General features: G+C 61.5%; 14 protein-coding genes. 11 read left to right on the top strand and 3 right to left on the bottom strand.

The features are described from left to right. Positions 1–14 precede the first annotated feature (14 nt). Both QCE88_RS22475 and QCE88_RS22470 read right to left on the bottom strand, forming a co-directional pair. The gene (locus QCE88_RS22475) at positions 15–704 is read right to left on the bottom strand and encodes a response regulator transcription factor (RefSeq protein WP_309906572.1); all 690 of its coding nucleotides are present in this window, start codon (positions 702–704) and stop codon (positions 15–17) included. Between the two features lie 215 nt (positions 705–919). Then, positions 920–1,681, bottom strand: coding sequence for a helix-turn-helix transcriptional regulator (locus QCE88_RS22470; RefSeq protein ID WP_309906250.1), 762 nt, complete (start codon positions 1,679–1,681; stop codon positions 920–922). A 538-nt stretch (positions 1,682–2,219) separates the two neighbouring features. Between QCE88_RS22470 and QCE88_RS22465 the strand changes: the two genes are divergently transcribed. The 5 genes from QCE88_RS22465 (at position 2,220) to QCE88_RS22445 (ending at position 6,667) form a co-directional block, all read left to right on the top strand. Continuing rightward, positions 2,220–2,357, top strand: coding sequence for a hypothetical protein (locus tag QCE88_RS22465; RefSeq protein WP_309906249.1), 138 nt, complete (start codon positions 2,220–2,222; stop codon positions 2,355–2,357). 202 nt (positions 2,358–2,559) lie between these two features. Further along, positions 2,560–3,552: an aKG-HExxH-type peptide beta-hydroxylase gene (locus QCE88_RS22460; RefSeq protein ID WP_309906247.1), complete on the top strand. Its 993-nt coding sequence runs from the start codon at positions 2,560–2,562 to the stop codon at positions 3,550–3,552. Beyond that, complete coding sequence (locus QCE88_RS22455; RefSeq protein WP_309906245.1) at positions 3,545–4,267, top strand: methyltransferase domain-containing protein; 723 nt, start codon at positions 3,545–3,547, stop codon at positions 4,265–4,267. Before QCE88_RS22460 ends, QCE88_RS22455 begins: the two co-directional genes overlap by 8 nt. Positions 4,268–4,277: 10 nt before the next feature. Further along, positions 4,278–5,573: an ATP-grasp domain-containing protein gene (locus tag QCE88_RS22450; RefSeq protein ID WP_309906243.1), complete on the top strand. Its 1,296-nt coding sequence runs from the start codon at positions 4,278–4,280 to the stop codon at positions 5,571–5,573. After that, a complete protein-coding gene (locus QCE88_RS22445; protein WP_309906242.1) occupies positions 5,570–6,667 on the top strand; it encodes a hypothetical protein in 1,098 nt (365 codons plus the stop codon). Before QCE88_RS22450 ends, QCE88_RS22445 begins: the two co-directional genes overlap by 4 nt. A gap of 6 nt (positions 6,668–6,673) precedes the next feature. Here the strand turns inward: QCE88_RS22445 and QCE88_RS22440 are convergent, their stop codons facing one another. Further along, entirely contained in the window at positions 6,674–7,618 is a 945-nt protein-coding gene (locus tag QCE88_RS22440) for an AraC family transcriptional regulator (protein WP_309906239.1), read from the bottom strand. 96 nt (positions 7,619–7,714) lie between these two features. Here QCE88_RS22440 and QCE88_RS22435 point away from each other — a divergent pair, with 96 nt between their 5' ends. The 6 genes from QCE88_RS22435 (at position 7,715) to QCE88_RS22410 (ending at position 13,800) form a co-directional block, all read left to right on the top strand. Further along, complete coding sequence (locus QCE88_RS22435; RefSeq protein ID WP_309906237.1) at positions 7,715–8,554, top strand: oxidoreductase; 840 nt, start codon at positions 7,715–7,717, stop codon at positions 8,552–8,554. 88 nt (positions 8,555–8,642) lie between these two features. After that, positions 8,643–9,215 carry a sigma-70 family RNA polymerase sigma factor gene (locus tag QCE88_RS22430; protein WP_309906234.1) on the top strand — a complete coding sequence of 191 codons (573 nt, stop codon included), beginning with the start codon at positions 8,643–8,645 and terminating at the stop codon, positions 9,213–9,215. A 17-nt stretch (positions 9,216–9,232) separates the two neighbouring features. Further along, positions 9,233–9,556 carry a hypothetical protein gene (locus QCE88_RS22425; RefSeq protein ID WP_309906233.1) on the top strand — a complete coding sequence of 108 codons (324 nt, stop codon included), beginning with the start codon at positions 9,233–9,235 and terminating at the stop codon, positions 9,554–9,556. A gap of 54 nt (positions 9,557–9,610) precedes the next feature. Beyond that, on the top strand, positions 9,611–11,389 hold the full coding sequence (locus QCE88_RS22420) for an ABC transporter transmembrane domain-containing protein (protein ID WP_309906231.1): 1,779 nt from the start codon (positions 9,611–9,613) through the stop codon (positions 11,387–11,389). A 97-nt stretch (positions 11,390–11,486) separates the two neighbouring features. After that, the gene (locus QCE88_RS22415) at positions 11,487–13,286 is read left to right on the top strand and encodes a methyl-accepting chemotaxis protein (RefSeq protein ID WP_309906229.1); all 1,800 of its coding nucleotides are present in this window, start codon (positions 11,487–11,489) and stop codon (positions 13,284–13,286) included. Positions 13,287–13,365: 79 nt separating this feature from the next. Continuing rightward, the gene (locus QCE88_RS22410; protein WP_309906227.1) at positions 13,366–13,800 is read left to right on the top strand and encodes a pyridoxamine 5'-phosphate oxidase family protein; all 435 of its coding nucleotides are present in this window, start codon (positions 13,366–13,368) and stop codon (positions 13,798–13,800) included. Positions 13,801–13,818 lie beyond the last annotated feature (18 nt).

The following is a 13,818-nucleotide window of genomic DNA, read 5'->3' as shown; positions in this document are numbered from 1 at the left end:
AGCGCGCCATTCCATCAATGCGCCATAGCCGCGCGAGACCCGTGCTCCCCACGAACCAGCATCCATCCCATCCCCCGCACATTCCGAATGAGCGCATGTCCAAACCGCTTGCGCATGGAATGAATGAGCACGTCGAGCGCATTGCTCTCGACTTCCTTGCCCCATCCATAAATCCGCTCTTCCAATTGCGAGCGCGAGAGAATCGCACCAGGCCGTTCAAACAATGCATGCATGAGCGCAAACTCACGCGCTGACAACAACGAAGCCGCCCCATCTCTCCACAGCGTTCGATGGTCAAGATCGAGCCCGATCTTTTCATCGCCGATACGCGATGTCGCATACCCCGCCTGCCGCCGCAAGACAGCACGAATCCGCGCGAGCACTTCGCGTTCATCGAACGGTTTGATCACGCAGTCGTCCGCACCGATATCAAGACTGCGCACACGCGCATGCGGATCACTTGACGTGGTGAAGGTCAGCACGGGCACCTTGTTACCCGCTTCTCGCGAAGCACGCAGCAAATCAAGCCCGCCGCCACATTCAAGTCCAAGATCGAGCAATACGAAAGCGTAATAAGCCGCATGAATGGCAAGCCCGCCGGCGCGCGCATCGCGCACCCAGTCGACGCGATAATCCGCTTCCTTCAGTGCACGAAAAAGGCTTTGACCGACTTGCAGATCGTCTTCAATGAGTAACACGCGCATGATGTCCCTTCTTTCCTGGCGACGATTCGTCGCGATCAATTCAAGGAGGCTGAACGGCGTCTGTTCATTCGAGATCCGAACCATGTTGAACAGACGCTTCAGAAGATGAGCCCGGCGCCGCGTCTTGTTGATTGCGATCAGTCGAGCAAATGCAGTGTAGAGCGATCAATTGTGCATGTCTGTCCTATCGAAACAGGACAGACATGTGTCGTGCATCAGCCGAGCAACGCTGTCAGCGCGACGAGCTCACGCTGGGTCGCGATGCCGAGCTTGGCAAGCGCGCGTTGCTTGTACGTCACCACACTGGCCGGAGAAAGTTCGAGCATCGCCCCCACGGTCTTCGCGGTCTCACCACGTCCAAGCAGCTTCGCGACACAACGTTCGCGTTCCGACAAAGCCGTATGCCACTTCACCGACACCTCACGTGGCACGCGCGGCGTGGCGCAGAGCCGTGTATGAATCGAAACGAGCGAAGCGAGCAACTCAGTGAAGGCCCAGATACGCGCCTTGTCCTGATCCGTGAAGCAGCCCATTTCCTTCGAGCGATAGAGGCTGAGATAAGACGTGTGCTCTACATCGGGAACGATGATGGACAGCTTGTCCACCAGGCCCGGCTCCACGAAGAAGCGTTCGAAATAAGCTTCATTGAAAGTGGACGCGGGTTTCAGGGACCGCATCGCCGGCGTGGTCAGCGCATCTCCGGAGATAGAGAATTCCCGCACCAGCGGATCTTCCCGGTAGCATCCGCCGATATACGCCTGCGTCAGTTGCGCACCAACGCCAACACCCACACCTCTGCGGCGGCTCGCAAACGCCGCCATTTCCGCATGACGCGGCTTGACGTTCACCAGTGCGCAGTGATCGATCTCGACGAGTCCTTCAAGCGCACCAATCAAGCCGATGCCGAAGTCCTCGGTGCCGGCCGAGCGCACGCAGTGAGAGAAGGGAAGAATGCCTGCACAGTCTCGCGGGTTCATAAGATTGCTCATAGCCTTGAAAACGATGCCGTGGGATCGCGCTCGAGCACCATGAGCAGATAGCCGACTGAGCGCTGGTCGTCTATCACCGCGAATGCGCGGCTCTAAAGCACCGCGTCACGCCGTCTGAACCCACTGGAAGCTGACTAACCGCCATATGTCCACTTGAATACCAGTGGTTCAGTGGGCGCTATCTTAAGAACGCCAAACAAGCCAGTCTTGTCACCACGGCCCACGGAAAGCGACGATTTCGGCACAATTTCATGATTCGGTATTCGCACGATCGTGCAACTGGTCCTATAGATGTCGCATCGCAGCAATTCAATCCGAACGTTCGAGACGGCTCGTCGTTTTACGGCATATGCATGTCGCGGGCTGGATGGTTTTCAATGCTTTCGCGTGGCTGGCGTCGAAGCAATTCCGCAACGATCAAACCCATAATTTCGCGCTAACACATGCGGCATACATTCATGACTGGACGCTGGTTCTCACCTGAGAAAGCAGATTGATCCAGATGACCTCACTTTGGAGAAGCATCATGAATGCAACCGTGAATCTGACCACCGAACAAGTCATCAACGACCTCATCGCGCCGCAGGATCAAGCGTTCACGCTGCCTGAAGGCATCGTCGCCGACGGCACGGATTTCGTTCCCACTGTCCAGTATCTGATGTGACCGCACGCGGGGTACGCAGCCGCTACGCCCTCATGTAGCGGCCCGCCGCCCCGCATTTCTTCCGTTCATGCGGACGCGTCATGCGTTCGCCAGTCCGATGAAAACCACTCCCCGATTTCTCCGTGAACCGGACCCATGGCAAGACCTCGTGCTGCCATCATCCGGACGCAGCATCCTCATTCGCACCGCCTTGCAGGAGAACATGAAAGACTCTCTGCAAAAGGTTTTGCTACAGATTGCTCGTGTATTGCCGGGATCGGCCGCTGGTCTCGAGGAAGAAGTCGAAGGACTGGATACCGCGCGCCGCTTTTCTCCGCGACTGTACTTCGACTACTTCATGTTGCTTCAAGACATGGCGCAGTCCGACGTGCGCGCTGTCGCCGCGCGCTGTGCAGCCTTGCGCCGATGTCTGCACATGCCCTATGCGGATCGCTTCGAAGTTCGCGAGCGGATGGATGAAATCGCGCTGTCCTTCATGCGCGCTCACCGCGCCGCGACGCTTTCAGACGCAAGTCATCTTTCGATCGACGCACCCGAATCCGCAACCTACCTCGAATACGCCGATAGCATTCCCCGCTGCACAGCCGCATCGGCGCGACGTCATCTTGCGACCCTGCAAATGGCGCTCGCCGCGAGCGAGCCTCATCTCGCGGACGAGATCTCCAGTCTCGTTTCCGTCGTGCAGTTGATGCCGCAGTCGTTTTCGGCGGAAGCCGCATCGAGTCTTTCCGCCTTCGGTACGGTCCTCGTGCGTCCCCCGATGGACACGCCCGAGACGTCCACGCACTTCTTCTACTTCGACCGCATCGTCCACGAGTCTGCGCATATCTATCTCAACATGCTCATGACGTTCGATCCGCTGCTGACGAATGGCGCAGCGCTCGCCGCGTCGCCTGCACGGCAGACGCTGCGGCCCTTGAAGGGCGTTCTGCATGCGCATTTCGTGTTCTTCCGTCTGCTGCATGCCTATCGGCACGCGCCAGATGCCATCCGCCGCACTGAGGCTTCCTGTCCGCCGCGCGCCGAGATGGACCGCATGAGCCTGTCCGCGCTGCCGCTGTCCTTCGCTGCACGAGAGGCCGTCTATCTCGACAAGTTCATTCAGGGAGACGCGATTCTCCGTTCATCGGCGGCATTTACGCCGTGCGGCCAGCGCCTTTTCGATGCAATGACGGAGACCTTGTGTCATGTGTGATTCTCCTTTGCGAGTGCTCGAGCAACGTCTCGTCGAGCGGCTGAGCCAGTTGACGCCGTATCCCGACACGCTGCTGGAGATGGGATGCGGCGAAGGCCGCACGCTGCTTGCCTTGAAACACACGCACCACATGCACGTCAGCGGCGTGGACGTGTACGAGCCTTCACTGTCCGCGCTGAAGCGGGCCGGTATCGATGCAAGAGTGTGCGACATGCGCCGCCTTCCATTCGAAGACAACACCTTCGACTGGGTGCTGATCGCCAACTCGTTGCATCACATCGCCAATCCCAGGGACGCAATCAGGGAAGGCGCACGCGTGGCCCGCCATGGCCTCGTCATTTGCGAGCCATGGCTGGACCAGACGATCGCTTCACAGCGCACGACTTTCACGCTATGCGAGTGGTCGAACGCATTGCTGCAAAGCTTTGGATTCTTCCATCGCCGCGGCTTGTCCGCTGGCGAGATTCTGGAAACGATCGACTTCGCCGCGATGTCCGCCGAAGTGCATCAGGAGCTGCACATTTCACGCTGGGACGTGCAGCAATGGCTTGCGGACCTCAAGCCTTGGATCGACAAGCTATCCCACGACCACTACCTGCGCTGGCGGCTCAATCATTTGCTCAAGACCTTGCCCGTGGGCGCGGCGACCGAACCCGGACAGACGATCGTCGTCATCAGGAAGGCGCCGGCGCGTGCAGACGCCTTAACTTCATAGAGGGACTTCCGTGAAACTTCAAAGACAGGTTGTTGTTATTGTCGGTGCGGACCGAAAGGGCTTCTATATCGGGCCGACGCTGCACGGGCGCGGTTATCAATGCGTGCATGTGAGAATGGGTCCGATGGCAGCGGACCCCGCGACGGCATGTCCCGACTGGTGCAGCCGCGAGTTCCAGCTGACATCGCACGATGACGCGGCCATTCTCGAACTCGTCTCCGAGCTGAAACCCTACCGGATCAAGGCTATCGTCGTGGCGGGGGACAGCGGGGTCATTCCCGCGAACAAGCTGGCGCAGTTCTTCGACGTTCCATGCAATCCCGCCGGAACTTCACGGCTGCATCGCCACAAGTACCACATGGTCGAGGCGCTGCGCCTCAATGGCGTGCCGTGCGCGGCGCAATTCCATTCGCATGATCTCGACGCCATCCTGACATGGTATGAGACGTCCGGCTTCAGGCGCGTGGTCATGAAACCCGCGCTCGGCGCGTATTCGGACGGCGTCGGCATCTGCGAAAGCAAGGCCGATATCGCCGCGATCTTCGAGCGCAATATTGGCCGCCTTAATGTGGTTGGCGAGATCAAGGATGAATACGTCGTCCAGGAATATCTGGAGGGCCGGCATTTCGTCGTGAACACCGTGTCGGTAGAAGGGTGGCACTTCGTAACGGATATCTGGCATGAAGCGAATCATCACCGGCACACGCAGATCATCGACGAATACGCGGACTCGGTGCGCCGCGATGCCCCCGAGTTCCCCATTCTGACAGCGTATGTGCACGATGTTCTCGATGCATTGGAGATCCACAACGGCCCGGCCCACACAGAAGTCATGCTGACGGCAAACGGCCCTCGTCTGATCGAAACGGGGGCGAGGCTTGCAGGCGGAATCGACTATTCGATCGTCGAGGAATGTAACGGCTTTAGCCAGGTATCGGTACTGGCGGACAGTGTGGTCGCGCCTCACCTCTTTGAAGCCAGACAGGCGGCATGCGTGACGGCACCCGCGCGTCATGCCCGCTTCATCTACATGAATTCGAAGTTCGCCGGTCAGATAGCCTCACAACCCGACCTCGCGTGCTTCCTGTCCGTGCCGAGCCTCATGAGCATCAAGCTGACGTTTGCAAAAGGCACGAGACTCGAACGAACCGGGCAGACGTTCGGACATCCCGGCTACGCGATGCTCGTCGCGGATAGCCCGCAACAACTGACTCGCGATTACGCCCACTTTCGCGCGATCGAAACCTGGTTCTTTCACGAAGCCACGAAACCCAATGCAGACGCTCAATGGGAGCACGCAGCATGAACCACACCCTGTGGCTACGCGCCGAATACAGAGCAAAGGAACGTCGGACCCCGCTGATTCCCATTCATGCGGGCATTCTGGTCAAGAACGGTTTCAGGGTCTGCGTCGAATCATCGGAGAAGCGCATCTATCCCAACTCCGCTTATTCGGACGTGGGATGTACGCTCGTCGAAAGCGGCAGCTGGCGGTTCTCTCATCGTGACACGCTGATTCTCGGTCTCAAGGAATTGCCTGATGCGACGTTCCCGCTGCGGCATCGGCATATGTACTTCGCGCACGCCTATGAACGGCAGCAGGGATCGGCCAGTCTGCTCGAACGATTCGAACGCGGCGGCGGCTTCCTGTACGACCTCGAACAGATCAGGGACAACTTCAGCGCGCAACTGGTCACGGGCGGCGCGGGCTATCTTGCCGGCATGGCTGCGGCGACGGCATGCCTCGACATCTGGAAGCAAAGGCAAGGCGTCCGCGCCGGGCCCTACCATGTACCGGATGAATTTCCAAGCGTGAACGCACTCGTCCGCTATGCACGAGCCATTGTGCGCAGTGATTTCCGCGCGCCGCGCACGCTGGTGATCGGAGATCGAGGGAAATCCGGCAGCGGCGTGACATGGCTGCTCGACGAACTTGGACTCGCGTACGATCGCTCACCGAAGATCACGCAGGAGCACCCCGAGCTTCGTGAGCGGCTTCACGACTACGAGCTCGTCTTCAATTGCATCAAGCTGGCCGCCGACACGCCGCTGTTCCTGAACGATGCAATGATCGGCCCGCATACGAAAATCAGGTTGATCGGCGACGTGAGTTGCGAGGCAACGCATCCACGCAATCCGCTTCCGCTGTATGCGAGCCCGACGAGTTTTGCCGCGCCGGTCTGTCGCACGAAGTCGGGCATCGAGATCATGGCCATCGATAACATCACCGCGATGCTGCCGGTTGAATGCAGCGACATGCTGAGCGAGCAGATCTTTCCCTATCTCTGCTATTTCATGCTTGCAAGAGATATACACGACGCTTCGCCTTTCCGGCGCGTGGTTGATGCATTCCACTCCGCCTGCACCGATGCTAAACGCACTGCATCGACGGCTGCCTGACACGCTTCAATGCGACGACACGTACTCGGCGTTGTCAAACGCCGCCGGTATGGCGAAACTCTCGCGCATGCGTCGGGTTTCCGCCGCCGGCGTCAAACCGAACAAGCGCTTGAATTCGCGATTGAACTGCGATGCGCTGGCATAGCCCACGGCCATGCACGCCGCCTCTGCCGTCAGTTCCTCGCGCACCATCAGCAAGCGTGCCTGATGAAGGCGTGTCGACTTGACGTATTGCATCGGTGAAACCTGGGTAATGGTCTTGAAGTGACTATGAAAGCTCGGCACGCTCATTCCGGCTTCCTCGGCCAGTTGCGTGACGTCGAGCGCCTGCGCGTACCCGGCGTGGATCATGTGCAATGATCTGCCTATTCGCCCGAACTGCCCGCGCATGGCCAGCGCCTCACGCATCGCGCTGCCCTGCGCACCGGTGAGCACCCGGAAGTAGAGTTCGCGCAGCAGTCCCGGACCCAGCACGCCCGCTTCCAGCGGCCTGTGCAGCGCTTCGAGAAAGCGCAGGACGGAGCCTTGCATGGCATCGTCCATGGGCGTGGACATCATGCTTTGAGGCGCCTGCACCGGTGCCGCGAATCCCGAGCGATCGATCTCCACCGCAAGCTCCGCCGCCAGCGTGAAGTCGAGATGGAGATACAGTGCGAGCAAGGGGCGCTCGGCGCTTGCATCGGTTTCCATGCTGAACGGCACGGGCACGGACACCGCCAGATAATGATCCTCGTCGTACAAATACAGACGCTCGCCGAAGTACCCGCGCTTGCGCCCCTGACACACGATCACAATGCCCGGGTCATACAGAACCGGCGTGCGCGCCAGCGGCCGGTTCGAGCGCAGGATGCGCACGCTGGGCAGCGTCGTGAGGTTATAGCCTTCCTCGGGCGCGAGCGAGCGCAGCAGCGCAATCGTGCGCTTGCGGCCGGATGAGGGTTGATGGCTCATAGTTTTAGGCAACATAAATAGCGATTTGTAGCTGATCCGTTCCGCCAAAGCATACTATTCTGCATACTCCGAAACACATCACGGAGAAAATATTCCATGGCATCCACCCAGAAAACCCTGCTTATCACGGGCGTCAGCAGCGGCTTCGGCCGGGCGCTCGCACTGGAGGCGCTGGCGGCGGGACACAAGGTCGTCGGTACCGTGAGAAGTGAACAAGCGAAGCGTGAATTCGAAGCTCTGTCCTCGACCCACAGCGCCTTTGCGCGCGTGCTGGACGTGACCGACTTCGACGCCATCGAACCTGCCGTCGCGGAGATCGAAAGCACCATCGGACCCATCGACGTGCTCGTGAACAACGCCGGCTATGGTCACGAAGGCGTCATGGAGGAATCGCCGCTGTCGGAGATGCGCAAGCAGTTCGACGTGAACGTGTTCGGCGCGGTCGCCATGATGAAGGCCGTCCTGCCCTTCATGCGTGAACGTCGGGGAGGCCACATCCTGAACATCACGTCGATGGGCGGCTTCATCACCATGCCCGGCATCACGTACTACTGCGGCAGCAAGTTCGCGCTGGAAGGCATCTCCGAAGCGCTCGGCAAGGAAGTGGCGTCGTTCGGCATTGCCGTGACCGCCGTTGCGCCCGGCTCTTTCCGCACGGACTGGGCGGGCCGCTCGATGCGTCGCACGCCGCGTTCCATCGCGGATTACGACGCGGTCTTCGACCCGATCCGCCAGGCGCGCGAGGAGAAGAGCGGCAAGCAACTCGGCGATCCGCGCAAGGCGGCGCAGGCGATGCTCACCGCCATCGCGTCGGACCATCCGCCGGCCCATCTTCTGCTCGGCAGCGATGCGCTCGGGCTGGTGAGAGGCAAGCTGTCCGCCATGGAGAGCGAGTTGCGCGAATGGGAAACCGTGACGGTTTCGACGGACGGCTGAAGCAGGCTGCTGCACCTGCCCGGCAACAGAAATAAAAAATAATCCGGGCACGCCACAATATCTCCGTCCCCGAAACGTCATCACGGGTATGGAAACGCCGCACACCCCGAGCCCACTGCCGGAACAGGATCGTGAAATCGCAGCTGCTGTCGCCCGTGAGCGGCCGCGGCTGCGCAATTTCATTCGTCGGCGGGTGATCGATCAGGACGACGCCGAGGACATTCTTCAGGACGTGTTCGAAGAACTGGTCGAGGCCTACAGGCTCACGGATCCGATCGAGCAGATGGGCGCTTGGCTGTTCCGTGTCGCGCGCAACCGGATCATCGACCGGTTTCGCAAGAAGAAGGAAACACCGCTTTCCATCGACGACAACGAGACCGACGAAGACTATCGGCTGGATCTCGCGCTGCCATCGCCCGAAGTGGGTCCCGAGGCCGCTTACGAACGCGCGGCGCTGCTTGCAGCGCTACAAGCCGCCCTCGACGAATTGCCGCCCAACCAACGCGATGTCTTCATCGCCCATGAACTCGACGGCCGCAGTTTCAAGGAGATCGCGGCCGCGACGGGTATCGGCATCAACACGCTACTGGCGCGCAAGCGTTACGCGGTGCTGCATCTGCGTACCCGCTTGCAGGCGTCCCATGACGATTTCGAATCTTGAACGCAAGGAGAGATGACATGATGTTTCGCCGCAAATTCTTCGCCAAGGCCGTGCTGCTCGTGTTTGTCATCGCGGCGGTGGGCTGGGTGGTCATGCAGCTGTGGAACTGGGTCGTGCCCGGCCTTTTCGTCGATGCCCAACTGATCGACTATCCGCGCGCACTCGGCTTGCTGGTCTTGTGCCGCATTCTGTTCGGCGGCTTTCGGGCACGCGGAGGACACGGCGGCTGCCGCGGAGGCCGGCACTGGCAACGCTGGCAGCGCATGACGCCCGAGGAACGCGAGCAACTGCGCGACAAGATGAGTGCCGCTTCGCGCGGCAATCCGGAAAGCGGTCTGTGAATCCGTCACTCGATAGATTGATACCATCGGCTCATTCACACACTGTTCTTGCCCATGTCATCTGCTGAAGCTTCTACCCGCCGTCTGGGTCCGCTCTTCGCGCTCGGTCCGTTCCTGCGCCCTTATGCCGGGCGCTGGGCGCTCGCGTTCCTGGCGCTGCTGACCTCGGCGGGCGCGACGCTCGCGTTGCCGATGGCCTTCCGATATCTGATCGACCGCGGTTTCGCGAGCGGCAGCCGCGCGCATATCGATCGTTATTTCATCGCGCTGTTCATCGTCTCGCTGATCCTCGCGGGCGCCACGGCGCTGCGCTTTTACTGGGTGTCATGGCTCGGCGAACGCGTGACCGCCGACCTGCGCCGCGCGGTCTATGACCACATCATGCGCATGAGCCCGCAGTTCTTCGAGTTCACGCAGACCGGCGAAGTCCTCTCGCGCCTCACCACCGATACCACGCTGATCCAGACCGTGGTCGGCACCAGTCTCTCGCTCGGCTTGCGCAACGCGCTGCTGGCTGCGGGCGGTATCGGCATGCTGGTGCTGACGAGCCCGGTGCTATCCAGCTACATCATTGCCGTGCTGATCGTGGTGGTTGCGCCCATCGTGTTCTTCGGGCGGCGCGTGCGTCGGCTCTCGCGTGCCAGTCAGGACACGGTCGCGAACGCGAGCGCGCTGGCCGGCGAAGTGCTCAACGCGATGCCGACCGTGCAGTCCTACACGCAGGAGACATATGAATCGAAGCGCTTCGGCGCGGCCGTGGAACGGGCCTTTCAGACCGCGCTGGCCCGCATCCGCGCGCGCGCCGCGTTGACGGCCGTGGTCATCGTATTCGTCTTCGCGGCCATCGTGTTCGTGCTGTGGCTCGGCGCGCAGGCAGTGCTGGCGGGGCAGATGTCGGCGGGACAGTTGTCGCAGTTCATTCTCTACGCAGTGTTCACGGCGGGCGCGGTCGGCGCACTGGCCGAAGTCTGGGGCGATCTCCAGCGCGCCGCCGGCGCCACCGACAGGCTCATGCAACTGCTCGCGGCGCGCTCGCCGGTGACCGAGCCCTCCACGCCCGTGCCGATGCCATCCAAAGGCGAGGGCATTCGTTTCGATCAGGTGAGTTTCTCGTATCCGTCGCGTCCCGGCATCGAGGCGCTGTCATCGTTCTCGCTTGCGGTGCGTCCTGGTGAACACGTCGCGCTGGTCGGGCCATCCGGCGCGGGCAAGACGACGCTGTTCCAGCTGCTGCTGCGTTTCTACGATCCGCAGTCCGGCAACATCTCGATCAACGGCGTGCCGACGCGGCACCTGTCGCTCGGCGCGTTGCGGCAGTCGATCGGCGTCGTGCTCCAGGACTCGGTGATCTTCTCGGGCAGCGTGCTCGACAACATCCGCTATGGCATGCCCGACGCGTCGCCCGCGCAGGTGCGCCGCGCGGCGGAGATGGCGGCTGCGGCGGACTTTATCGAGCAGCTTCCGGAAGGCTATGACACCTTCCTCGGCGAGCGCGGCGTGCGGCTCTCGGGCGGACAGCGGCAGCGCATCGCGATTGCACGCGCGATTCTGCGCAATCCACCCATCCTCTTGCTCGACGAAGCCACCAGCGCCCTCGACGCCGCCAGCGAGCGGCTCGTGCAAACCGCGCTCGACAACGCCGCGCAGAACCGCACGACGCTGGTCATCGCGCATCGGCTCGCCACCGTGCAGCAGGCCGACCGGATCGTTGTGCTGGAGCACGGGCGGATCGTCGCGCAGGGACGCCACGCCGAGCTGTTGCGCGACTCGCCGCTGTACGCCCAGCTTGCAGCGCTCCAGTTTGGTGCAATGGCCGCCAGCGACGCCGTTTAGACCTTTCCGCTAAAACCTTGCCTCGCGCGTCTCAAGTTTCTCCTGACAGGGCCGTAATGTCTGAAAATAACTTTTCAGCAGGCACTTAAGGGGATACATGTTTTCGACCATTCGCTCGCGCGTCGTCTCGGCCAGCATTGCTGTGCTGGTGATCGCGCTCATCGCCAACGCCGCGCTCAGCTATACGGTTGCGCGCTCCTATAACAACAAGACAATCAGCGAGAACCTGTCCGCCGTGGCGAGCGGCCATGTCAGCGGGATCGGCGAATGGATTGCGTCGAAGAAGCAGATGATCGTGTCGATCCAGGACGCCGCGCTCTCGGCGGACCCGGTCCCGGTCTTCAAGCAGATTGCATCGGCGGGCAACTTCGTCAACGTGCTTGCCGGCTACGAGGACAAGACCTCGCTCTTCTCCGAGCCCACCAAGCTCCCGCCCGACTATGATCCGCGCACGCGCCCCTGGTACACGGCGGCGGTCAGCGCAGGCGGCCCGGTGGTCACGGCGCCGTATATGGATGTATCGACGGGCAAGCTGATCGTCGCGTTCACGCAGGCGCTGAAGCGCGACGGCAAGCTGGCCGGTGTGGTCTCGGGCGCGGTGGCGATGGACTCGGTCATCGACAACGTGCTCTCCGTGCATCCGACGCCCGCCAGCTTCGCCGTGCTCGTGGACGGCAAGGGATCGATCGTCGCGCATGCGGATCGCAAGCTGACCGGCAAGCCGCTTACGGACCTGTTCCCGGACCTGTCCGGCACGGCGTTAAAGAACCTGGTTGGCGCAGCGGAGCCGCTCGACACCCACGCAGGCACGCAGGACGTGCTCGCGCATGCGCGCGCAGTGCCCGGTACGGACTGGACCCTGATCATCGCGCTCGACAAGGCCGAAGCCACTGCCGGCATGCGCTCGATGATCCTCACGTCCGCCATCGCGCTGTTCGTGATCATTGCGCTGGGCGCGCTCGTCGTCGGACTGGTGACGTCGATTGCGCTCAAGCGGCTTTCGTCGATTCGCGACGCGATGGATTCCATCGGCTCGGGCACGGGTGACCTCACGCAACGGCTGCCCGCCGACGGCAACGACGAAGTCGCGCAGATCGCGCACGCCTTCAACACCTTCATCAAGAAGCTGCACGACGTGATGACGCGCGTACGGGATTCGAGCGAATCGGTGCGGCTCGCATCGAGCGAGATCGCGGCGGGCAATCAGGACCTGTCGGGGCGCACGGAATCGGCCGCGGCGAGCTTGCAGCAGACGGCGGCGTCGGTGGAGGAAATCAGCTCGACCATTGCGCATTCGACCAAGGCCGCCAATCAGGCCAACGTGACGGCGGCATCGGCGGCGGCGACGGCATCGGCGGGCGGTCAGGTGGTCGGCGAGGCGATCACCATGATGACCGAGATCGAGGACTCGTCGAATCAGATCGGCTCCATCATCGGCGTGATCGATGCCATCGCTTTCCAGACCAACATCCTTGCGTTGAACGCGGCCGTCGAAGCGGCGCGTGCCGGCGAACAGGGACGCGGCTTTGCGGTGGTGGCGTCGGAAGTGCGCGGGCTCGCTGCGCGCAGTGCGCAGGCGGCGAAGGAGATCAAGAGCCTCGTCACATCGACAGTCGATGCAGTGGCGTCCGGTTCGCATCAGGTCCGCAGCGCGGGCGAGACGATGAACGAGATTGTCGGCAGCGTGGCGAACGTCTCGACCATCATGGCGGAAATCACCGATGCGGCGAACGAGCAGACGCGCGGCATCCAGGAAGTGAACAAGGCCGTGTCCCAGCTCGATCAGATGGTCCAGCAGAATGCGGCGCTGGTCGAGCAATCGGCTGCGGCGGCTTCGGCTTTGCAAACACAGGCGATGGAACTGGCCATGGCCGTGAGCGAGTTCAAGCTGTCATAGCATTGAGTTTGACGCGTGGCATGCCGGTTGCGTGAGTCCGGCTCATGACCCTCTGAAACCACCATCAGGAGCATGAGCCATGACGACACTGAACCTGGAACAAGTTGCGCAAAAAATGGCAGACATCGACTTCGCGATGCTCTCCACGCGCGCGCTGAACGGCAACATCGCTGTCCGACCCATGAGCAATAACCGCGATGTCCGCTTCGACGGCGACAGCTACTACTTCACGTCCGAAGAGACGCATATGGTGAAGGAAATCAAGGCGGACGCGAAGGTTGGGCTGTCGTTCACCAGCGCGCCGGGCGCGGGCGGAAAGCCGCAGTTGTTCGTGGCCGTGGAAGGCAATGCTGAACTGATCCGCGAAAAGCCCGCGATGAAGGCGCACTGGAATGAAGACATCGCGAAGTGGTTCTCGGAAGGCTTTGCAACGCCGGGTATCGTGCTCATCAAGGTAAGCGCCGAGCGCGTGCATTACTGGCTCGGCGAGGAAGACGGCGAGATCGTGCTGTAGTTTGGGGCGCAACCGCGC

It is taken from the genome of Caballeronia sp. LZ035, from assembly GCF_031451175.1.
GTDB lineage: Bacteria > Pseudomonadota > Gammaproteobacteria > Burkholderiales > Burkholderiaceae > Caballeronia.
The sequence above is the reverse complement of the archived record's forward strand: the minus strand, read 5'-3'. Positions and strand labels throughout refer to the sequence as shown.